Origin of the sequence: Chitinophaga niabensis (genome assembly GCF_900129465.1) — a bacterium.
Classification (GTDB): Bacteria; Bacteroidota; Bacteroidia; order Chitinophagales; family Chitinophagaceae; genus Chitinophaga; species Chitinophaga niabensis.
Genome location: NZ_FSRA01000001.1, coordinates 1,669,347 through 1,690,715, shown reverse-complemented (window position 1 = coordinate 1,690,715; position 21,369 = coordinate 1,669,347). Strand labels below are relative to the sequence as shown.

General features: G+C 42.1%; 18 protein-coding genes and 1 riboswitch. Of the genes, 13 read left to right on the top strand and 5 right to left on the bottom strand.

Annotated features, from left to right (window positions below):
• The first annotated feature begins 103 nt into the window (after positions 1–103).
• From BUR42_RS06320 to BUR42_RS06310, 3 genes are all read left to right on the top strand, one after another.
• Positions 104–583 carry a hypothetical protein gene (locus BUR42_RS06320; protein WP_074238414.1) on the top strand — a complete coding sequence of 160 codons (480 nt, stop codon included), beginning with the start codon at positions 104–106 and terminating at the stop codon, positions 581–583.
• Positions 584–640: 57 nt separating this feature from the next.
• The gene (locus BUR42_RS06315; protein ID WP_074238413.1) at positions 641–1,684 is read left to right on the top strand and encodes a DUF932 domain-containing protein; all 1,044 of its coding nucleotides are present in this window, start codon (positions 641–643) and stop codon (positions 1,682–1,684) included.
• A 109-nt stretch (positions 1,685–1,793) separates the two neighbouring features.
• Positions 1,794–2,042, top strand: a complete 249-nt coding sequence (locus BUR42_RS06310) for a hypothetical protein (protein WP_074238412.1) — start codon at positions 1,794–1,796, stop codon at positions 2,040–2,042.
• Positions 2,043–2,251: 209 nt separating this feature from the next.
• Here the strand turns inward: BUR42_RS06310 and BUR42_RS06305 are convergent, their stop codons facing one another.
• Entirely contained in the window at positions 2,252–2,533 is a 282-nt protein-coding gene (locus BUR42_RS06305) for a hypothetical protein (protein WP_074238411.1), read from the bottom strand.
• A 195-nt stretch (positions 2,534–2,728) separates the two neighbouring features.
• Here BUR42_RS06305 and BUR42_RS06300 point away from each other — a divergent pair, with 195 nt between their 5' ends.
• From BUR42_RS06300 to mobC, 4 genes are all read left to right on the top strand, one after another.
• Positions 2,729–3,592: a toprim domain-containing protein gene (locus tag BUR42_RS06300; RefSeq protein WP_143197354.1), complete on the top strand. Its 864-nt coding sequence runs from the start codon at positions 2,729–2,731 to the stop codon at positions 3,590–3,592.
• Positions 3,593–3,762: 170 nt separating this feature from the next.
• Positions 3,763–4,149 carry a plasmid mobilization protein gene (locus BUR42_RS06295; protein WP_074238410.1) on the top strand — a complete coding sequence of 129 codons (387 nt, stop codon included), beginning with the start codon at positions 3,763–3,765 and terminating at the stop codon, positions 4,147–4,149.
• Positions 4,134–5,477, top strand: a complete 1,344-nt coding sequence (locus BUR42_RS06290; protein ID WP_074238409.1) for a relaxase/mobilization nuclease domain-containing protein — start codon at positions 4,134–4,136, stop codon at positions 5,475–5,477. The genes BUR42_RS06295 and BUR42_RS06290 overlap by 16 nt, the downstream gene beginning before the upstream one ends.
• 19 nt (positions 5,478–5,496) lie before the next feature.
• On the top strand, positions 5,497–7,500 hold the full coding sequence (mobC, locus tag BUR42_RS06285; protein ID WP_074238408.1) for a conjugal transfer protein MobC: 2,004 nt from the start codon (positions 5,497–5,499) through the stop codon (positions 7,498–7,500).
• 143 nt (positions 7,501–7,643) lie between these two features.
• Here mobC and BUR42_RS06280 read toward each other — a convergent pair whose 3' ends face one another.
• The gene (locus tag BUR42_RS06280) at positions 7,644–7,934 is read right to left on the bottom strand and encodes a hypothetical protein (protein WP_074238407.1); all 291 of its coding nucleotides are present in this window, start codon (positions 7,932–7,934) and stop codon (positions 7,644–7,646) included.
• A 374-nt stretch (positions 7,935–8,308) separates the two neighbouring features.
• On the opposite strand from BUR42_RS06280, the gene BUR42_RS06275 reads away from it, so the two are divergent.
• The gene (locus BUR42_RS06275) at positions 8,309–9,283 is read left to right on the top strand and encodes a terpene synthase family protein (protein WP_074238406.1); all 975 of its coding nucleotides are present in this window, start codon (positions 8,309–8,311) and stop codon (positions 9,281–9,283) included.
• Positions 9,284–9,297: 14 nt separating this feature from the next.
• Here the strand turns inward: BUR42_RS06275 and BUR42_RS06270 are convergent, their stop codons facing one another.
• Positions 9,298–11,055: an ATP-binding response regulator gene (locus tag BUR42_RS06270; protein ID WP_074238405.1), complete on the bottom strand. Its 1,758-nt coding sequence runs from the start codon at positions 11,053–11,055 to the stop codon at positions 9,298–9,300.
• Between the two features lie 316 nt (positions 11,056–11,371).
• Here BUR42_RS06270 and BUR42_RS06265 point away from each other — a divergent pair, with 316 nt between their 5' ends.
• Positions 11,372–12,490, top strand: a complete 1,119-nt coding sequence (locus BUR42_RS06265; protein WP_074238404.1) for a DUF4238 domain-containing protein — start codon at positions 11,372–11,374, stop codon at positions 12,488–12,490.
• A 294-nt stretch (positions 12,491–12,784) separates the two neighbouring features.
• On the opposite strand, the gene BUR42_RS06260 is transcribed toward BUR42_RS06265, so the two are convergent.
• A complete protein-coding gene (locus BUR42_RS06260) occupies positions 12,785–13,459 on the bottom strand; it encodes a phosphatase PAP2 family protein (protein WP_200798224.1) in 675 nt (224 codons plus the stop codon).
• Between the two features lie 80 nt (positions 13,460–13,539).
• Here BUR42_RS06260 and BUR42_RS06255 point away from each other — a divergent pair, with 80 nt between their 5' ends.
• Both BUR42_RS06255 and BUR42_RS06250 read left to right on the top strand, forming a co-directional pair.
• Positions 13,540–14,214 carry a response regulator transcription factor gene (locus BUR42_RS06255; RefSeq protein ID WP_074238402.1) on the top strand — a complete coding sequence of 225 codons (675 nt, stop codon included), beginning with the start codon at positions 13,540–13,542 and terminating at the stop codon, positions 14,212–14,214.
• Positions 14,211–15,257, top strand: a complete 1,047-nt coding sequence (locus BUR42_RS06250; protein WP_074240475.1) for a sensor histidine kinase — start codon at positions 14,211–14,213, stop codon at positions 15,255–15,257. Before BUR42_RS06255 ends, BUR42_RS06250 begins: the two co-directional genes overlap by 4 nt.
• Before the next feature lie 107 nt (positions 15,258–15,364).
• On the opposite strand, the gene BUR42_RS06245 is transcribed toward BUR42_RS06250, so the two are convergent.
• On the bottom strand, positions 15,365–17,773 hold the full coding sequence (locus BUR42_RS06245; RefSeq protein ID WP_074238401.1) for a TonB-dependent receptor: 2,409 nt from the start codon (positions 17,771–17,773) through the stop codon (positions 15,365–15,367).
• A gap of 79 nt (positions 17,774–17,852) precedes the next feature.
• Positions 17,853–18,060, top strand: a riboswitch (cobalamin riboswitch).
• Positions 18,061–18,165: 105 nt separating this feature from the next.
• Here BUR42_RS06245 and BUR42_RS06240 point away from each other — a divergent pair.
• Together BUR42_RS06240 and BUR42_RS06235 are read left to right on the top strand one after the other, a co-directional pair.
• Positions 18,166–20,226 carry a TonB-dependent receptor gene (locus tag BUR42_RS06240; protein ID WP_074238400.1) on the top strand — a complete coding sequence of 687 codons (2,061 nt, stop codon included), beginning with the start codon at positions 18,166–18,168 and terminating at the stop codon, positions 20,224–20,226.
• Positions 20,223–21,365 carry a YncE family protein gene (locus tag BUR42_RS06235; protein WP_074238399.1) on the top strand — a complete coding sequence of 381 codons (1,143 nt, stop codon included), beginning with the start codon at positions 20,223–20,225 and terminating at the stop codon, positions 21,363–21,365. Before BUR42_RS06240 ends, BUR42_RS06235 begins: the two co-directional genes overlap by 4 nt.
• Positions 21,366–21,369 lie beyond the last annotated feature (4 nt).

Genomic DNA, 21,369 nt, shown 5'->3' with positions numbered 1-21,369 from the left:
ATTTTATGTAGCATTCTAATAACCGGCCCGCCATGGGAGAAGATCTTCCAGGTGGGGGCTGGGGAAAAAAGAAAAAATTTTTTAACAAAAAAAACAAAACAAAATGAAAAAAACAGCAAAAACAGGAGCAGCCGCTAAAGTAGCAGCAACTCAAACCGGAACAAAACAAGCAGTGCAAAACAACTCCGCGCCCGCAATGAAAGTTGTAAAAGCAGAGGAACCCGCAAAAGTACCGGCACCAGCGGAAAAATCCAAAGCTGAACTGAAACGCAATGTTGTGGTGCGAAACGTAGATGCAACGGAAAATATAGTACAAGACCTGTACACTCGTGTAGTTCACCGCAGGGCGCTAACTGAGACGATCAACAGGTTCGATAAATTCACGTTCAACCTGAAAGACAATGTTGATCATGACAAGGAAAACTATTATACCGGTTGTACTGTCACCATTAAGGACAGCAAGGGAAATGAGTTCTTTACCCGTAACCCAAAGTTGGTTCAAAAGGTAGCCTTGTTTACACGCAATCTTTGTGTAGACAAGCTTGGTGAGATTGAAGCCGAAATTGTACTTCCGGCAGCATAATTAAACATTGCCCCTGCATCCCTGCAGGGGCATTTTTTTAATCTTAATATAATTAATATGGGACATAATATAAATTTCAACGAAAAGACGCAAAAATACAGTTTGTTCGCTGTAAAAGATCCTGCTTGGGGTGGACTTGGGCAGGTCATCGCTGACTATCCCACTAGCGCGGAGGCAATCAGTCATGCACAATTGGATTTTACAGTTGAAAAGCGCCCTTTGTTTACCTTTGATACCGAGAACAACCGCGGAAACCTTGAAAAGGATACATTAATCCCTGAAATAGAAGTTCCCGACTATTTTGCTACCGTAAGGACTGATACAGATCAGGTCTTGGGTGTTGTTGGTAGTAAATACAAGGTATTCCAGAACATTGAAGCGTTCAACTTCATGGACACCCTTGCAGGTGAAGGTGTTCGTTATGAAACTGCCGGGGCATTAGGCAACGGGGAACAAATTTTTATAACTGCCGTTCTTCCTGATCATATCACTATTGGCAGGAATGACGATATTCTGAATTATCTGTTTCTAAAGGCCTCCCACGATGGTAACGGGCTGGTTTTAGGAATTACACCTATCCGAATTACATGCAGCAATACGTTGAATGCGGCTATTAAAAACTGTAGCAACCTGATCAGCATCCGGCATACGGAGAATATGGAAACCCGTTTAGAGGATGCCCGGAGGGTATTGACAAAATCCGCTGAAGTGTCTGCGGCCTATAAGGAGATATTCAGCCGCTGGGCAAAGATTCGCATTTCTGATAAGCAGCTAAAGAAACTTATCAAAATGGCAATGGCGCCCAATCCTGAAACCTTGGAAAGCGTAAAACAGGATGAAGAGAATTTTAGCAGTCAGTTTATAAATGTTTGCGACCAGGTTCTGAATTACCACTTTGAAGACCATGCGCAGCAGATGGAAACAACAAAAGGTACTTTGTTTGGTGCATTCAATGCCGTAACGGGCTATTTCCAAAATGTAAAGACTTTCAAAAGTTCCGAGGAAAAACTAAAATCCATTCTTTACGGTGGTGCCGCACAGGTTAAAGCGCAAAGAGCTTTTGACCTTTGCAAAGATTTTGAAAAGTGGAACGATTTTTAAACTTAATTATCCTTTCAGGGAGGCCCGCCTCCCTGACTTAAACATATATTATTATTTAACTGTTACACTTTGGTGTATCTGATGTTGTAAACCCTTAATAAGTAATGTCATGGAATTTTTAAAAGAACCGGTTGTAGTATTGATATTGGGTGTCATCTGTATTATAGCAAGCTGGCTTTTACGTCATTTAGTCAAACGCAGGCGGTTTAATCGCAGGAACGGTGCAGGCGTGCAGCAGTTTAGTACATATGAGCAGAAGTATATTAAACAAAAAAGTGAAGTTCTAATAAGTTTGTTAAGCTTGCTATTGTTTGTTGGAGGGGCTTACCTGATTATTCTTTATTTTATCAGTAAGTAGACAACCCGAGACAAAGCTAAAATAATGATTAAAAAATGGCAATTGTGCCGCGTTTCTTTCCCGGCGGCAAAAGCCGTATTCTCGTTCCTCGAATCCAGCTTTTGCCGCCTCCCATATAGCTTTGTTTTTTTCATTTAGCTCTTTTCTTTTATACTTTAGCTATGAAATTGTAAAGCCGCTTGTTTTTGTGCAAGCGGCTTTTTCTTTTTTTACTTCTGTCCTGGCAGGCCTTTTAGCTTTTGCGCAAGCCCGGTGAGTTCTGCCTTTTCCAGAAATTCCTTGCTGAGTTCTTTAAGTGCTTCTGCCTCTTCAGGAAGGAAGCTTAATAGATCCGTTCCTTCTCCCTTCTTCCTGGCAACCGCCTGGTCAATGATCTGGCTAAGAATCAGTACCAGTTTCCTGCTGGGTTGCGTCGTCAGTTTTAGCTTCAGTTCCATCCCCGGAATACTCACGACTGTATCATACAGCCATCCAATCTCTTCTCTTGTCATACACTCAGGTTTATATTCAACTTTTCATCCCCAAAAATAGATTTTTGCATCTAGCTTCACCTATTGCAAAATGCTTGTGGTCAAGGTTTTTGGCAATCAGAACTTTAAATTTGTATCACTGTAAATGTGAAATTGAATATGAGAATTAAGGTAAACAGGAAAACAATGAATTGTGCGGAAGCCAATTCATACGATATGGTCGATTATCTGGCGAAGCTTGGTTTCTATCCAGACCCTAAAAAAAGCAAAGGGAATGATTACTGGTTTAATTCCCCATTAAACCCGCCTGACACAGATCCTTCATTTAAAGTAAATCTACAAAAGAACACCTGGTTTGATTTCATTTCTTGGGAAGGTGGGACCTTAGTTGATTTCGGAAAGCTATACCACAAATGCAATACCATCGAGGAATTTCTGGAACGCTTCAAAAAGGATGTTCTTTCTTCTCCCCAGCCGGTTAAGTTATATACGCCGCCGCCTGCTGTTGCAAGGAACCATTCTGAGATTTTAACCGTTGACCCGATAAAGTCTTCCTCCTTAATGCGATATCTGGAGAAACGCATGATTGATCCGAAGGTGGCAAAAGAATACTGTCAGGAGGTAACCTACAGGATTGGTGAAAACACATATTACGGAATTGGCTTTAAAAATAATTCAGACGGCTGGGCCATTCGTAACCCCTTTATGAAAAGCGGTGTTCAGCCCATGGATTTCACCACCATTGATAAAGGATACAAAAAAGTGGTGGCTTTTGAAGGTTTTTTCAATTTCCTTAGTTATGCAACCATCTACAAAGGCAGGCCCGAAATGAGAGCCAACTTCTGCATCTGGAATTGCCTGGGCATGTTTACCAGAGCCAGGGCATTTATGGATCTGCATGAAACCAAAGACCTCTACCTGGACCATGGCAAAGGTGGTGATGATTATACCCGTCAGGCCATCGCCCTTAACCTAGGTTACAAAGACAAACGGGCGCTATATAAAGGATACGATGATTTTAATGACTGGCATATAAAAACCGGCGGTGCCCTGAAGCAAAGAAAGCGTCTGCGCAGATAACAGCTATTATTCAGCGGCTCCCATAGTATCTCATTAAAATAGATAAGGGCATTCCGCTGTAGCGAATACGGCAAGATATCAGCTTGTATCACAAGCTATTTTACCGCCACCCTCCGAAGTCGGGGCGGTTTGAAGAAAGAGAACATTGTTCAACGGTGAAGATGGATAGGATGAAGAAAGAGAACAAGAACAAATGGCTGCATCTGCGGCTTTCAGAAACAGAGTATAACCAGCTTCAGACAGCTTTTAAAAAGACTACAGAACGCAAGATCAGTGTTTACAGCCGCAAGATTTTATTGGGAAAAGCCATGATCAAAGGCACCCGTAACCTCAGTGTAGAATCCCTGATCACAGAGTTTTCCAAGCTCCAGAAAGACCTGAACGGGATTGGGAACAACTTTAACCAGGCTGTCCATAAACTCCATACCCTACAGCATCCAGAACAATTTCAAAAGTGGCTGACCATCTACGAACTTGACCGCCGCAAGCTCCTGAAGGATATTGAAACCATGAAGGATTTTATGAATCAAACAGCTTCTACATGGTTGCAAGAATAACACCCGGCTATTCCATCAGGCGTGCCTTTCACTATAATGAGAACAAACTTAAGGTTCTAATTCCTGTTCCCGGTCAGGTAATCTTACCCGGTAAAAAAGTGGAAATGATGCCAGCGGCCTGCTTGCTCCATGCGGTGAACTATCCAATGGATCTCTCTGCTATGAAGGAAGGTCATAGGATCAATATGCTGCTGAAACTCGCTGAACGCAATACCGGAGTAACCAACAACAGCATTCATATCTCTCTTAATTTTTCCAATAAAGATAGCCTTACAGATCAGCAGATGTCTGTTATTGCGGAAGAATATATGGACGGCATGGGCTACGGCAACCAGCCGTATCTGGTCTATCGCCACTTCGATGCGGGTCATCCACATCTGCATATCGTAACCGTCAAAGTAGACCATAATGGTGACAGGATTGAAACTCAGGGTAACTTTTACCGGTCTGAGGTCATCAGGAAGGAGATAGAAAACAGGCATGGCTTAACACCTGCCGAACAGCACAAAAGCAGCCTGAAGGAACATTTTCTACCAAAGCCACAAAGTTTCCAGAAGGGTGTTTATGGTAAATCTGAGACTTATAGAACGATAGCAAACACACTGGAGCATGTGATTCTAAAGTACAAATATGCCAGCATAGGTGAACTCAATGCAGTACTTAGCCTTGGCGGTGTTTGCGCCGAAACTGGAGCTGAAGGCTCCCGGCTAAAGCGATATAAAGGGCTTCAATATCGTTTGCTGGATAGAGAAGGAAAGCCTGCTGGTATTCCAATCAAAGCCAGTATTTTTCATAGTAAACCTACCCTAAAATTCCTTGAAAAAAGATTTTTGATCAACGCGACAGCCAGAAATACACACAAAACAAGGCTTAGAAGTATCATTGATTTTGCCCTGAAAAGTAAGTCCGTCAAAACCCTTGACGACCTGCAATCCGCTTTAAAAAGGGATGCTGTGCAACTCATTCCACGCATTAATGAAAATGGTTTTGTATACGGCATTACTTTCATCGATCATGAAAAAAAATGTGTCTTCAATGGCCGTAAACTAGGACCGGACTATAGTGCTAAAGCTATTTCTGAACGATTGAATACTGGCAATATCAGTCGCGAAAAGCTCACCATCAAAGACCCAAACCCACGAATAATATTCCCATTCCCACAGAAAGAAAATCCAGATTCTCACAATCATCTCCCATCGTTTCCTTCCACTTCAACTCACACTGAAGGTATCGTTGACATTCTGTTTAGATCAGAAAATGCCGACGAACCTATTCCTTATCCACTCCGCGCTAAAAAGAAGAAAATGAAGAAAAAACAGAATGAATAACACTTAACCATGAAAGATTATGTCACATCAAACAGGTGAAAATGAACAGGCGCTAAGGAAGATAATTGATATGACAAGGTTGATCAGCATCACGATACTGCTCATCCATTTTTACTACTATCTATACGGAGCTTTCCAGGAATGGGGGCTTGTTTCAGGCTTCACAGATCGTTTACTGGGTAATATTGCCCGGTCAGGATTATTTACATTTTTTCATAAATCCAAACTTATTGCCCTGGGGATATTATTGGTGTCTCTGCTGGGCGTTAAGGGGCGGAAGGATGAAAAGTTAGGCTACAAAACAGCATTCGCCTACATCATTACCGGCCTTCTGCTGTATTTCATCGCTTACCTGATCTTAATCCCTAAGTTGCCGCTGACCATTCAGGCGGGGCTGTACATCTGCATCACTTCCGTAGGTTTTATACTGGTGTTAACCGGGGGAACACTGCTCACCAGGATCATAAAGGATAGCCTGGCCGATGATGTTTTTAACAACGACCAGGAAACCTTTCCGCAGGAGACGCGGCTGCTCACCAATGAGTTTTCCATTAATCTGCCAACCAAGTTTCGATATAAAAAGAAATTGTTTAATGGCTGGATCAACCTGGTCAGCCCAGCACGCGCATCGCTCATCCAGGGCAGTCCGGGAAGTGGAAAATCGGCCTTTGTCCTCAGACATTGTATCTCCCAGGCATTAAGCAAATCAGAGAATGGCGCTGAACCCTATACGGCTTTAATCTATGATTTTAAGTTTCCTGACCTCTCTATTATTGCCTATAACTACTGGCTGAAGAACAAACACAGGTACAAATCAAAAAGATCTGATTGCCTGTTTGTCAATTTTGATGACCTTACCCGATCACACCGGCTCAATGTTTTTGATCCGCTTGGCATGTCGGACATTACTGATGCCGCCGAATCTGCACGTACCATTCTCCTTGGTCTTAACAGACAATGGCAAACCAAGGGTGGGGATTTTTTTGTGGAATCGCCAATTAATTTTGTTACTGCGGTAATCTGGTTCCTGGTAAAATACCAAGAGGGTAGGTACTGTACATTACCGCATGTCATAGAGTTAATTAATTTAGACTACGATACGCTCTTCTCAATTTTACAGCTGGAGCCGACCATAACAGTGCTCCTCTCTCCGTTCATCCAGGCATATGTCAACGATGTTATGGAGCAGCTGGAGGGGCAGATAGCCTCTGCGAAAATTGCTCTGGCAAGGCTGGCATCTCCTCAATTATATTATGTCCTGAGCGGGAATGACTTCAGCCTTGATCTGAACAATCCCAATCATCCGAAAGTCATCTGCATGGGGAACAACCCGCAGAAGATCCAGACCTACGGGGCGGTTTTGAGCCTATACCTCAACAGGATACTGAAGATCATTAACCAGAAGAACAAGCTCAAGTCTGCGCTGATACTGGATGAATTTCCCACCATTACCACAGATATAATCCCAACTATCGCTACTGGCAGGAGTAATAAAGTTTGTGTGTTTCTAGGTATCCAGGATGCCAGCCAGCTACGCAAAGACTACGGCAAAGAACAGGCGGATGTGATCCTGAATACTGTCGGAAATATCATATCTGGTCAGGTTTCAGGGGATTCTGCCCGGCAACTCAGCGAAAGAATAGGCAAGATCAACCAAGACAGGCAAAGCCTTTCCATTAACAGTGCCGATACTTCTATCTCAAAGAGCAAGCAGCTGGAATCAGCAGTTCCAGCCAGTAAAATAGCCGCTTTGTCCAGCGGAGAATTTGTGGGTATGGTTGCTGATACCCCTGATCAGAAAATTGCCCTGAAGGCTTTTCATTGCGAGATTCAGAATGATTTCGAAGCTATCAATAAAGAGGAAGCTGCCTATAAACCTATCCCTGTCATCAGGCAGGTGGATCAGAAAATGGTGGACCTTAATTTCCAGAGGATACGTGAAGAGGTTCAGGAAATTGGCCGCAGTGAAATTCAGCGCATGCTGAACGACCCGACGTTGGAACACCTGGTCATCAGGAAATGACAGCTAATAGATTTATCCATCCCCTTATTTTTTGTTTTAAAAGGACGGCATTTATGCCGTCCTTATTCTTATTAGTACGAGTAGTCTTTAAAGTAAAGGGCGAATCGAGATCAATATTTTGCAGCTATTAGCTAAATCCTGAGCTAAAACCATTGTTCAAGTTCCTCCCATAAAAATATCCCTAATCCAGCGTCTCTGATCCATTGAATATGTGTAGGTGGAAGACTCCGCTGGAATTCGGGCAGGAACTTGTCCTTTCCCGCACTTTCATTATACAGTGTCCTATAGGGATCTTCTGATTGAAATGTCTTTAATTCTTCATCAGATACGCCACCAGGAGTACATATAAACGCAATGGTCATTTTGTAAAGCTGGTGAGCAGGGTTATCGTCAACATTCGCAAAGTCAGACATACGGGTGAAAAGATTGCCCATAAATATTTTTGTTTTGGGTTACTATTAAGAGGTAAAATATGACTTATCGGGGTGAGCCTATGCTGTCATTGTTTCATCACTATTTCCTTACCAGGTTATGATCCCTCAAAGCCGATTCAACCTGCCTGTAAATTAACAAAAAAGCGCATTGTGTGATCGCCTATTAACTTGATCACCGAAGGATTTCTGACCTCTATGGCGTACCTTTTCATCAATAACAAGTAATTAACACGATTATTCAAAGACATGGATGTTCAATGAGATACAGGCTTAGGAACCTGTTCATTCGAGAATAAGGCATTAGAATATACTAAGGCAATCAGCTTTCCCTATCCGATAAATACAATATATTCTTCACATCTAAAACTTAGAAAATGAAAGACATGTCAAACGAAAATGCTTTACAGTTCGCATTTCCGCACGCGGTAAATCCAGCCGGAAACGAAATGGAAGTCTTTATTGATTCTTCAATCAACGAACATTATTACTTTCTCCCGGCAATTGTCCGGAAGAAATACTCGGCTACAGGCATAGGGCATTGCGCAGCCTGTACGTACCCGAAGGCCGACCCGAGCGACCTTAAGATCATTTGCGCAGGTTTCCTCTGGTGCTTTACTGTAGATGATCTTTTTGAACATTCCTCATTTGAGAAGATCCAGGAAGTAGAGCGGATTTCACTGGAGTTCCTTCGTTTCGGAAAGCTTGTTAGTGATGATCCCTTGTATGCACCGCTAATTGCATTCAGGAAAATCATAATTGACAGGTGTGGAGAGGAATGGCTGCAAAAAAGGATATGCCACAGCCTGGAACTATATTTTAAAGGTATGAAAGAAGCTATTTCATACCGTAAGAGCAATGTGTTTCCCTCAATGGAAGCTTTTTATGATATCAGGGTCAACGATGTAAATGTCTGGATAATGGCGAGTTTTGCAGAAATGATCACTGGTACAATTCTTCCGGATGAAATTATAAACCATCCATCCGTTTACCGGTTAGGGCATCTTACGGCCAGGATTCTGTCATGGGAAAATGATTATTTTTCCGCCCATCATGAGGATGGTAATGAGGTTTTCAACCTGGCGCTAATCATTAAACACTACTCAGGTTGCTCAGGAGAGCAAGCGAATGCAGAATTACTCAAGATTCATGATCAGGACGTTCATGAGTTTGAAATAACCAGTGATGGCCTGCCAGATTTCGGGAGATACAACGATGCAGTAAGAAGTTATGTAGATAATCTTAGATACATGATATCGGGATATCTTTTCTGGACCTTGGAATTAACGGCCCGGTACAAAGCAGGAGGCCACCCGTCAATTGATATTAGAAAAGTTGCTTTAACGCAGTAAAATCTTTTGATTACCTAGCCGGCATTTACAGCAGGTCTTCTGTGTAAATGCCGGTCAAGTGCGTTCTTAATCTCAAGAAATTGTTGGTTCGATTTGATGATAACCTGATCAGCTCCTGCTGCAATTAGCTGATCAATATTCTCTGTGAATCCATCTCCAGTAAGAATAATAACCGGAATGTTTTTATAAGGGCTGTTTGGTGATTTTAGCTTTTTAAGTAGTTCATTCCCATTCATAACCGGCATGCGATCATCAAGAACAAAACAATCCGGCACTTTAGGATCTGTGTGTAATAGTTCCAGCATTTCCTTTCCATTTACACAAGTTGTAACATTACACCCTGCATTTTTTAGATATCTTTTGGTAATCATATTATCCATTAGGTTATCTTCTGCATAATAGATTTCTGCACCATCAAGTGTTTGAGGTTCCCCAATTATCTCTGAAATATCAACTTTCTTGCCTGGAACCAGTCTTAACCTAACGTAAAATGTAGTTTCAGTATCGTTGCTGGTTACGCCATAAGTACCGTTGAATGCCTCTACCGTTCGTTTTACTATATGTAGTCCGATTCCATTTCCCACAACATTTTCATCCCTCTTTGCCGTATAGTGTTCATCAAACAAACGCGCTAGTTTTTCCTCCGGGATACGCGGGCAGCTGTTGGTAACTGAGATTGTAAAATGATCCATATCTTTTGATACCGCTAACTTAATCTTAGTTTCTTTATCCGAATACTTAATGGCGTTGGAGAGGAAGTTGATCAATATAGTGTTCATCCTGCCCAAATCGCTCACGACATACTCAGGCATTTCTGCATCATACCAATTAACAATCTCTAACGAGCGTGAATCAGCACTTGCAGAAAGTGTTTCGATAACGTTTTTAATGAGGTCAATCAAACTAAAAGTTTCATCAAAAACGTTAATGGTGATTTTGTTGCCAGCTTTATCCAGGATATTGTTGATAATGACACTCATATTTTCGTTAGCGCTGGAAACTTTATTAACCAATAACCTAATACGCCCTAAATCGGGAACCTTTTTATTGAGTTCCGATTTTAATTCTATTAGTGTTTGTGAATTTGAGACAGTTACATTTCTCAGATCATGAACAACATCGCGTACAAAGTCTTTTATCTGTTTATATAACCTTTTAATTTCTATGTCATAGTAATCCAGAATCATTACAAAGAAAAAGAGAAAACTAGGCAAGGCAATCCAGCGAAATATCCACTGGCTTCTTTCCGGCATATCCAGCGGCTTGATAATCCCCAAATATGCATTCGCTTCAATAACTATCAAAGCCAGTGCAATTGCTGTCATGGAAACACCCCTTTGAAGTTTATCTTTGTATATCAAACGACATAAGCCGAACAGAAAGGCGAGAATAATAACTACATTAATGCGGGAACCAAGTAATGAGGCAAAGTAAACTGCACATCCAAGATGCACAATCAAACAGGAGAATGAAGCAAGCCGACGGAGTTTCCAAACATTTAAAAAGATAATAAGGCTAAAAAGTGAAGCTTCAATTGCTGCCGGAATAAATATTTCCTTCAGCAATCCGGTAAGAAGATAGAATAAAAAACCAATTGATAATGCCAGAAATGCAGTTATGGCGCAAATTGAATTAACAAGGCGCGTTCGCTTTAAATCTTCTTTATTATCTAATCCGGCAGTCCCGGCTAAAAGTATTTTTTCATCAATGAACTGAAAAATTCTCTTACCATTTTTTACCATAGAATTATCGGGCAGGGTTGCAGGCTCCATAAAATCAGAGGTTTAGAATTGAAATTTTCGCCTTGAGGGTTCGTATGGCTGTAATTTACTGAAATTCAGAACTCAAAATGTTAACCGTTTGTAAATGGATAAATGACCAATATATTATATGCGATAATTAATATATTCTTTTTGTGCCATAAAGATTTGATGTTAAATCTATTATGGACCTTTGACAAAGGTGTTTATTTGAGGATACAAATATATTTGTGTTATTCATTTTTAAATACTGGTAAAATTTTTCTGTTTATCAACCTAAGTTTCCATTATATTAGTCCTTATAGCTTAGATAATTAAACTAATATTTATGGGTGCCCCTAAACATCAACATTTTATTCCAAAATCTTTCCTTAAACAATTTGCGACCAAGGCTGAAGAAGGGCGGTATCTTGTTGACACTCTAATGAGAGGTTCTGATGAAATTAAAACCTTAACAACTACACAAGTCTGTGTACAAAAAAATATTTATACATTTCCTCCAGAAACACCAGGTGACCGCTTTAGCCTCGAAAAGCGCTATGCTAGTGAGGTAGATGATATTTACCCCTCAGTGTACAATCTTCTTATAGATACAGAATTAACAAGTTTATCGAAAGAACAAAAACGGTCTGTTCTTAATACTATTCTAAGTCTTTATTTCAGGACGCCCTTTTTCCTTAATGACGAGAATGAAAAATTAGACAAAAGCTTTGATGGGTTTAATGATCGGCTTAATTCAGGTGACGATATAATAGAATACATTGATGAGTGGAATGAAGCCCACGTTATTAATATGGAGAATATTGAGGAGATTAGGGCAGCCCTAAAAGTAAAGAACAAGCTGTTTTTTCTTGATAATCATCTGGAACAATGGAAGCGTTTTGTTGATTACAAGATGGAATGTGGTATAGAAGTGATGGAAGTTCCTGCCGAAGTTCCTCTGATTTCTTCTGATAATCCTGTGCTTATTCTTGGACCTGATAGTAAACCTAACCCACATAACATTTTTGATCAACATAACATTATCGAGATAGCTTTAGACAGGAAGCACTATTTGGTAATCTATCCCAATGCAGTTTCTGAAGGTGAAAGATTGGAACTAAGGCGGGGAAAACGAGATAAACGTTTTGCAGCAGGCGTAAACTTACGAACAGAAGAAACCTCAGACGGTAGGATTTTAGGATATCCGGGGGATGTCAAAGCCCATTTCGAAAGTCAAAAAGCTTTAGGAGCGCATACTGAAGAAAATATTAAAGATTTTAAAAATATTCGCGACAAGGCTACCGGGCTGGCTGAACTTTTTATTATCGCCAAAAAAACAGGCTCAATGTTCTCTAAAGAATCGATTGCGAAAGCTAAAGAAATAAAGGATTCGGGAATTATGGACAATGATGATGCATTCAAAAAACTCATGGGCACTTACTCAGCTATGGGGATAAAGCTATAGCCCAGTGGTAGAGGATTTCAATTCTGGAAAGGGCGTACGGTGAATATTTTTTGATATTATTTGTAATTATGCTGATTATCAGTATATTTGCTTTGTCACAAAGAAGTTCTTTAAATCGTATTAAATCAATTCAAATCAAAACGGTTACCAGAGCGGTTACCAGATTGATCAGAAAATAAAAGTGGGCCACTGTGGCCGATATAGCGTATTTGTTGTGATTCCAGCGGAATCACAACTAAAAAACAAACAAACGCAAAGCCGCATAGATCGCAAGATTATGTGGCTTTTTTGTTTTCAGAAATAAAGTTGATCTCGCTTCTTCCATTTGTATCTATGCATCCAATAGGAAGCCTTCATTGAAAGGATACCTATCCCCGCTCCCAATAATACATCTGAAATATAATGGCGGTTATTCGCAATCCTGAGCGCGCCCACTGAACTGGCCAGTCCGTATGCGGCAAAAGGCATCCAATGGAAACGGTCTTTATATTCCTCACTTAAAAAAGTGGCCGCTGCAAATGCCTGTGCGGTGTGCCCTGATGGAAAAGAATTGTAGGTGGAACCGTCCGGCCGCAATTGATGAGTGAGTGTTTTCAGGCCGAATACCGAGCCCAGCATAAGCAATTCCCCTTTCAAAAGAATAGCCGTCCGGTTATGGATATCTGTTTTTGAACGTATCCCCATAGCATCCAGGCCATAGGCAATTACAAACGGAGAGAATTGCAGGTAATCATCTATACGCGTATGAAACCCGGAAAAATGCTCATTCCTTTCCTCGGCCAGCTCTTTTTTAAAGGACTCCGGGCCGTTTCCGTTAGCTGCTATTCCCATTACACCTAAGACCAATGGTACATGCACCTGCCTGAAGCTGAACTTCAAACGGCTGCTGTAGTGGAGGCTATCTGCATCCTGGCCCCTGGTAATCATTGCTGTTACAGAGATAATAAGGCACAAGCTCAACTTTTTCATTATACAAAATTGAGGAACGATTTTGGGGAAATTCTGTGCTTGTCCAAAAAGAAAACAGAATTCAACAGTAAATTTGTACCATGAAGATCTTAATCATTGAAGATGAAGTGGAACTGGCCAAAAGCATGGGGAGCTATCTTTCAGATGAAAGTTACCTCTGCGAGTATGCATCCACCTATGCTCAGGCATTGGAAAGGATTGATTCTTTCGATTACGATTGTATCCTTCTGGACCTGATGCTGCCCGGTGGCGATGGATTCCAGATCCTGAAGGAATTGAAGCTGCAGAAGAAAAATGATGGAGTGATCATCATTTCGGCCAAAAACTCGATGGACGATAAGATCAACGGCCTGAGGATCGGTGCGGACGATTACCTCGCCAAACCTTTTCATTTGCCGGAGCTGGCTGCCAGGGTATACTCATTGATCAGGCGGAAACACTTTGGAAGTGTAAACGTTATTGAACAGCAGGAGATCCGGGTGGATGTTTTGGGTAAGGCAGTTACGATAGGCGGAAAACCCATGCTGCTGACAAAGAAGGAATTTGACCTGTTGATGTATTTCATGATCAACAAGAACCGGGTTATCTCCAAAGCAGCCCTTGCAGAGCATCTTTCAGGAGATGTGGCTGCCCAGTTTGATAGTTATGATTTTGTGTATTCGCATATCAAAAACCTTAAACGTAAACTAAATGAGGCGGGTGTTGGGCAATATCTTAAAACAATGTACGGGAGCGGTTATAAATGGGAGATATGAGTAAGCTGCTGAACTATTCACTCAAAAGGATTGTGATCTGTGCCGCCATTGTGCTGGCCTGCAGCATCCCCATCTATTACCTCGCATTAAGCAGGCTGTGGCAATACGAACTGGACGAGCATAACGTGATTGTGACACCTGAAGCCATGCGGGAAGACAAATTACTGATCATCGGTGCTGTTACCCTTTTGAGTGCCCTGTTCTTTGCCATCCTTTTAGGCGCCCTCATCCTCCTGAACCGGAGGTTATCCCGTGGCATGTGGCAGCCATTCTATCAAACATTGAAACAGATCAAACAATTTGACCTCGATAACCCTGATAATATTCATTTTGAGAAAGCAGGCATTGCTGAGTTTGATGAACTGAATGAAAGCCTGAAAAGATTGCTGCAGGCCAACATCGCCGTATATAACCAGCAAAAGGAATTTGCGGATAATGCTTCTCATGAACTGCAAACACCGCTGGCAATCGTACAATCCAAGCTGGAATTGCTTTCCCAGGGCAAAACGATGGATGATGATCAGTATAATTTAATTGAGGCTGCACAGGCGGCACTCATAAGAGCGGGCCGCATCAACAAAAACTTACTCCTCCTCACCAAGATCGAGAACAAACAGTTTGCTGATAAAGCGTCAATAGACCTCTATGCGTTGGTGCAGGACCTATCTGTGCAGTTTGCCCCCTTCTTTGAAGAAAAGGGCTGTGAATTGCAGGTAGAGGCGCATGAGCCTCTTGTAGTGGAAGGGAACCGGATCCTGATCGAGATCCTGATCGGTAATTTATTGACAAACGCTATAAGACATACACAGGGGGCAGGCCATATCTATGTTAATATTAACGCGGACCGCCTGACTGTTTCCAACCCGGGAACTGAACCGCTTAACAGATCGCAATTGTTCAAACGTTTTGCATCTGCCTCCCAGCATTCACCTGGTACGGGCCTGGGCCTGGCATTGGTCAAGCAAATTGTGATCCGGTACCAATGGAACGTGGAGTATGAGTTTAGAGACGGATATCATCATTTCTACCTGGTATTCAGATGATCTGTGTTTCCGATAGAGCAGACCGGGTTGATCTGAAGCATTGAAAAGCCGGTTGATATATTCTTCCATTTCAACAAGTACGCTTCGCAGCCTCATAAACGAAGGGTTTAAAATTTATAATTATACCCCACCCTGATCACCTGTGTTTCGTAGTAGTCTTTACTCGTGTAGGAAAAACCGTTGCCCACTATTTCCCGCTTAATGACCATTGTATTAAGAAGGTCTGTAGCGTTCAGGAAAATTTCTCCTTTAGCTTTTTGTATGGCCTTTTTGATACCCGCATCCAGCGAAAAACGGGATTCGATCTTTCCCTGCGGAATAATATCCGGGGCCATGTATACAGCAGTCAGCTGCGCTTCAAGACCTCCGGCAAAACGAAAGTTATTATTCAGTTTTAAATTCCCTGAAACAATACTTTGCTCCGCTGCCGTAAATTGATGAGGGATAGGGTATAGATTATTGACAGTATATGCATTGAATTTATTCCTGTAGATGTTTCCATTTACGTTAAAGGAATAAGCAGGAGATATTTTTTCTTCCAGCACCGCTTCCACTCCTGTATTATAGCTTTTTCCTGCATTCTGGAAAATGGCGTAAACAGAGGCGCTTCCCGGTACTACGGTAGAGATCCTTGTAATGGTCCCCTCCGCAAAACGATGATAGCCGGCCACGTAGAAGCTACCCTTTGCCCAGGTGTTTTTGTAACCTACTTCAATGGAATTAGTGAACTGTGGCCTCAGTGCCGGGTTCCCTACTTTTATAATATCCGCATCATCATACTTGGGGAATATCCTGATGTCTACTTCATTGGGGCGGTCTACCCTTCTGTTGAAAAAGGCGGATAATTTGTTATGCTCATTTAATTTATAGCTTAACCTGAAATTAGGGAATGGCTGGGTGTAATTATACCCGTCGCTGCTATAGGTAGGGTGTTCCGGGTTAACATCATACTTAATACGCACATATTCCAGTCTGAGCCCAAGTTCTGCTTCCCATTTTTTGGTTTCAAACACATAATTACCGTAGAGTGCAGGAATAAGTTCCCTGTAAGTAGCCCAGCCACCGGCTGCTGAATCGATCACGGAGTTAACCCCGGGAATAAATTGCATATTCGTGGGGATGCTTCGGTCTCTCAGCTTTATACCGGTTTCGATCCTTCCGTACCTGAGCGGCCTTATATAGTCTATATTCAGGTCATACACCTGCTCGTCTGATAACAGCTTAAAAGCATCTGTGCCGGAGGAGGCAGGCAGGATATTATCATAAAAGTACTTTTCATCTTCCCGGTGGAATGTATAGTTGAAGGAAACGTTGAGCAAATGCCCCGGTTCCTGGAACTTACGCTGGTAATTGGCTGTGCCCATTACCGTGGTTTTCAGCTCATCTTCCAGGAATTGCCACAGGCGCAGCCTTTGTGACAGGTCTTTTTGGAAGAAAGGCTGATCGCCGCGGTCTATGATCTTTTCGCTGCCAAACATACCGGATACGGTGAGGGTATTCTTATCATTCATATACCAGTCGATACCTGCCCTTGAAGTAAAGAAGTTGGTATTCCGGTTCCTTTTGAGTTGTTGCTGCACCACTTCCCCATCATCATACGTTCTGGTCACAAATTCATTTTTATTCAGGGTTTGCGTGTACAGGTTATCTGCCTGTAAAAAAGCATTGATCTTATTTTTCCGGTAGTTCAGTGCCAGGGAGGGATTGATCTTTGGCGTCATTTTATACTGGGGCCTGATGGTAGGTAAATTCTCCCTTCGCTCCCAAAGAGAGCCCAGCCCCAGGGCTAAGCCGGCTTTACCGTTCCATCCCTCCTGTTTGTTCTTCTTCATTACAATATTGATGATCCCCGCATTTCCATTGGCATCATATCTCGAAGAAGGATTGTTGATGATCTCTATTTTTTCTATGGAAGATGCCGGGATATTATCCAGTCCATACTGGCTGCCAAAGCCGGTGAGCGCGGTTTGTTTACCATCTACGAGTATGGTAACCTTATCGTTTCCCCTCAGCTGTACCTTGCCATCCTGTACAGTGATGCCGGGAAGGTTTTGCATGGTTTGCAGCACAGATCCTCCTCCCTGGCTGATATTATCGGCCACGTTATATGTCTTTTTATCCAGCGCGGTGCTAATGGTTTGTTGCTGGCCGGTAACCACCACTCCCTGCAACTGTGATACCGTTTCTTCCATTTCTATGGCAGGGATATCTATAAACGGAGAAAGGTTACCCACGAATAATTCCTGTGCTTTTGTTTTTAAGCCCATGAAAGAGGCTTCGAGGATATAGTTATCCGGTTTTACACCTGTTAGTGTAAACAACCCCTTTTCATTACTGACGGTACCGGTAACAAAGGAACTGTCTTTCACTCTTTTCAGCAATACGTTCACGTATGGCAAAGGTTTCCCGTCTTTCTTTCCTTTTACGGTTCCTGATACAGAAACGTTGGCAGACTGAGCATAGACTATTTGCGAAACGATGCTGAACAGCAGCAGTAACAGATTTTTCCTTTTCATCGCATAAAAGTAGGACCTGATTTGGGAGGAATTCTGGACGTAGGATGAAAAGACCCTTTGTTATAATATAGAAATAAGCTACTTTCGCGTTGCATTTGGTTTTTAACATACGTTTCACAATGTTAAAATTAATAGGGAATCAGGTGAAAATCCTGAACAGACCCGCTACTGTAAGTTCTATTACAACACTTTGACATCTTCTTGCCACTGTTTTTAGTGAATAAAAATGGGAAGGCGCGTTCAAAGTGAGAACAAGTCAGGAGACCTGCCACTGCAAACAATTTTAAAGCTTTCGCGGATAGGGCTTTAAATACAGCCTGAAATGAGTATTTCAGGTATCTATTTGTTTTCGTGTATCATTCAGTAAGCAATCTGAAGAAATCTATTTACGGATGCGTATTTCATGCATTCTAAAAACGTTTTCCATCACGTTTTTAGGATTATTTATTGGCATTGGCCTGTACGGACAGCAACGTGCGGATACGGGGCGTATTAAGACATTGCAGGGTGTCACAATTTATACGTCCGTATATAAAGAAGTTATCCCTTCTCAGCAGCTCTCCGGCGCCAACCTGAAAAGTTTAAACAGCTTTTCTGTAGCAGATGCCATACGCTATTTCGCAGGTGTTCAGGTAAAAGATTATGGAGGCATAGGAGGGCTGAAAACCGTAGACATGCGCAGTATGGGCACTAACCATATGGGCGTATTCTACGATGGGATCCAGCTGGGTAATGCTCAAAATGGACAAATAGACCTTGGAAAATTTTCCATGGATAACATCGAATCCATCTCCATTTATAATGGTCAGAAAAGTGAGATCTTCCAGCCTGCAAGGGATTATGGATCGTCCGGCACTATTTATCTGCGGAGCCGGAAACCTGTTTTTGATTCTCTCAAAAGAACAAACTTTAAAGGTGTTTTTAAAACAGGTTCATTTGACCTGGTAAATCCCTCACTATTACTGGAGCAAAAACTTACGCAACACGTTAACTATTCCTTTAGCAGCGAATTCATAAGATCTTCCGGCCGTTATCCATTCCGTTACAAAAGAGTATTTCACGGATCCAAAGACGTTGCCTGGGATACAACTGCTTACAGGCAAAATGGGGACATCAATGCACTGAGGCTTGAAAGTGGATTATATGGCAACATAGATCGTGGATACTGGAATGCCAAAGCCTACTTCTACAATTCAGAAAGGGGAATACCGGGCGCCATCGTCAATAATGTATGGAAGCGCGCTCAAAGGCAGTGGGACCGTAATTTCTTTTTACAGGGTTCCTTTCAGAAAAATATCATTGGTGGTTACGATCTCCAGGTTAACGCGAAGTATGCCAATGATTATATGCGCTACCTGAACCCCGATACTACTTTAATGTATATCGATAACAATTTTCATCAGCAGGAATGGTATGCTTCTGTTGCCAACAAATACAGCTTATCGAAGAAGATCGACATCAACCTGTCTACAGATTTCCAGTATAATACGCTGAACGCTAACCTGGATGGATTTGTATTTCCGGAAAGATTTACTTCCCTGGTAGCATTAGCCGGAGCGGCAGACCTGGGAAAGCTAAAAATGCAGGCAAGTGTTTTAGGCACCTTTGTAAATGAGCGCGTAACCAGGGGCAACACTCCCACAGGGGATTCTGCCATCTCCGCTCCTTCCAAAAATGAGATTACCCCGGCGGTGTTCTTATCCTACAAGCCCTTTTCCAAAACCGACTTTAACATAAGGGCCTTTTATAAGAACATTTTCCGCATGCCCACTTTTAATGACCTGTATTACACGGATATTGGCAACATTAGTCTGAAACCGGAATACACACACCAGTATAACCTGGGGTTTGTATATCGTAAAAGCCGCCCGGGATCAGTTTTGAGCGAGTGGCAGATACAATCAGACCTTTATTTCAACAGGGTGACTGATAAAATAGTAGCCGTTCCCAAAGGCAGTGGTATGTACCGCTGGATGATGATGAATATCGGAGATGTGGAGATAAGGGGAATGGACCTTGTATCTGATCAGACCTTCTCTTTCCCAACCGGTATTTTATTAAACCTGAGGGCTGCTTACACCTATCAGACGGCACAGGATTATACAAAGCGAAAAAATCCTGAATTGCAGAAGTTAACCTATGGCGGGCAGATCCCTTATATTCCCCGGCACAGCGGTTCAATCATTTCAAGTATACAATACTATTCCTGGCGCCTGAACTACAGCTTTATTTATGTAGGGGAACGTTATCATAATTCAGCCAATATACCTGAGAATTATGAACAACCCTGGTATACCAGCGATCTCTCTGCCTCAAAGAACATCCAGCTTAAAAAGTATCACTTCAGGATCTCCGGAGAGCTGAATAATGTTTTTAACCAGGACTATGAGGTGGTAATGAACTACCCGATGCCCAAACGAAATTATAAGATCATTTTATCTGTTGAACTATGAGAAAGTATCCGTTATTCTTCATAGTGCTGTTGCTGGCATCATGCCGGAAGGACGTGGAGGTATTCATGAATGAAGATACTTCCCTGGATGATCCTTCGCAAAACGGATTCTCCGGCTTTTACCTGCTGAATGAAGGTAATATGGGCAGCAATAAAAGCACGCTGGACTATTTTGACTATGCTACCGGCACCTTTCAAAGGAACATTTATGCCGCCGTTAATCCAACGGTGCCCAAGCAGCTGGGAGATGTAGGGAACGATATTGCGATCTATGGCAGCAGGCTTTATGCAGTGATCAATGCTTCCAATAAAGTAGAGGTAATGGATGCAGGGACTGCCCGAAGGATCGGGCAAATTGAGATCCCTAATTGCCGTTATATAAAGTTCGATAAAGGATTTGCCTATATCACTTCTTACGCAGGGCCTATTGAGATCAATCCTAACTATGCTCAGAAAGGTTATGTGGCCAAAGTAGATACAACCACGCTTGCAATAGTTGATAAATGCATTGTTGGATTCCAGCCTGATAACCTTGAAATAGCAAATGGCAAGATCTATGTAGCCAACTCAGGCGGTTATATGGGGGCAGGAAACACGGATAAATATGAGCGAACAGTTTCTGTGATAGACCTGGCCACTTTTAAAGAAGATAAACGGATCGATGTGGCCTATAACCTCCACCACATTAAGGCCGATAAACGGGGCGATCTCTGGGTAACATCCAGGGGTGATTATAAACAACTTCCCTCCAGGCTCTACTTCATAGATAAAACCCAACAAAAGGTAACAGATACATTGCCTATTGCAGTCAGCAATTATTTCCTGGACGGAGACTCCCTGTATGTATACAGTACAGAGTGGAGTTACATTACTTATTCCAATGTGATCACTTATGGTATTGTTAATACCCGTACACGCGGGATAGTTACACGTTCATTTATCACAGACGGGACTGATAAGGAAATAGAGATCCCTTACGGCATTATGGTACATCCTGTCACTAAAGATATCTATGTAACAGATGCGGGTAACTATGTTTCCCCCGGGATATTATACTGTTTTACGAAAGAGGGTAAAAAGAAATGGAGTGTTCGTACCGGTGATATACCTGCTCACTTTGCCTTATTGCCTAAACAATAAATAT

Bases quoted from the DNA above. Each gene is read 5' to 3' on its own strand.
- BUR42_RS06320 (WP_074238414.1), top strand. From the start codon at position 104: ATGAAAAAAACAGCAAAAACAGGAGCAGCCGCTAAAGTAGCAGCAACT.
- BUR42_RS06315 (WP_074238413.1), top strand. From the start codon at position 641: ATGGGACATAATATAAATTTCAACGAAAAGACGCAAAAATACAGTTTG.
- BUR42_RS06310 (WP_074238412.1), top strand. From the start codon at position 1,794: ATGGAATTTTTAAAAGAACCGGTTGTAGTATTGATATTGGGTGTCATC.
- BUR42_RS06305 (WP_074238411.1), bottom strand. From the start codon at position 2,533: ATGACAAGAGAAGAGATTGGATGGCTGTATGATACAGTCGTGAGTATT.
- BUR42_RS06300 (WP_143197354.1), top strand. From the start codon at position 2,729: ATGGTCGATTATCTGGCGAAGCTTGGTTTCTATCCAGACCCTAAAAAA.
- BUR42_RS06295 (WP_074238410.1), top strand. From the start codon at position 3,763: ATGAAGAAAGAGAACAAGAACAAATGGCTGCATCTGCGGCTTTCAGAA.
- BUR42_RS06290 (WP_074238409.1), top strand. From the start codon at position 4,134: ATGGTTGCAAGAATAACACCCGGCTATTCCATCAGGCGTGCCTTTCAC.
- mobC (WP_074238408.1), top strand. From the start codon at position 5,497: ATGTCACATCAAACAGGTGAAAATGAACAGGCGCTAAGGAAGATAATT.
- BUR42_RS06280 (WP_074238407.1), bottom strand. From the start codon at position 7,934: ATGGGCAATCTTTTCACCCGTATGTCTGACTTTGCGAATGTTGACGAT.
- BUR42_RS06275 (WP_074238406.1), top strand. From the start codon at position 8,309: ATGAAAGACATGTCAAACGAAAATGCTTTACAGTTCGCATTTCCGCAC.
- BUR42_RS06270 (WP_074238405.1), bottom strand. From the start codon at position 11,055: ATGGAGCCTGCAACCCTGCCCGATAATTCTATGGTAAAAAATGGTAAG.
- BUR42_RS06265 (WP_074238404.1), top strand. From the start codon at position 11,372: ATGGGTGCCCCTAAACATCAACATTTTATTCCAAAATCTTTCCTTAAA.
- BUR42_RS06260 (WP_200798224.1), bottom strand. From the start codon at position 13,459: ATGAAAAAGTTGAGCTTGTGCCTTATTATCTCTGTAACAGCAATGATT.
- BUR42_RS06255 (WP_074238402.1), top strand. From the start codon at position 13,540: ATGAAGATCTTAATCATTGAAGATGAAGTGGAACTGGCCAAAAGCATG.
- BUR42_RS06250 (WP_074240475.1), top strand. From the start codon at position 14,211: ATGAGTAAGCTGCTGAACTATTCACTCAAAAGGATTGTGATCTGTGCC.
- BUR42_RS06245 (WP_074238401.1), bottom strand. From the start codon at position 17,773: ATGAAAAGGAAAAATCTGTTACTGCTGCTGTTCAGCATCGTTTCGCAA.
- BUR42_RS06240 (WP_074238400.1), top strand. From the start codon at position 18,166: ATGCGTATTTCATGCATTCTAAAAACGTTTTCCATCACGTTTTTAGGA.
- BUR42_RS06235 (WP_074238399.1), top strand. From the start codon at position 20,223: ATGAGAAAGTATCCGTTATTCTTCATAGTGCTGTTGCTGGCATCATGC.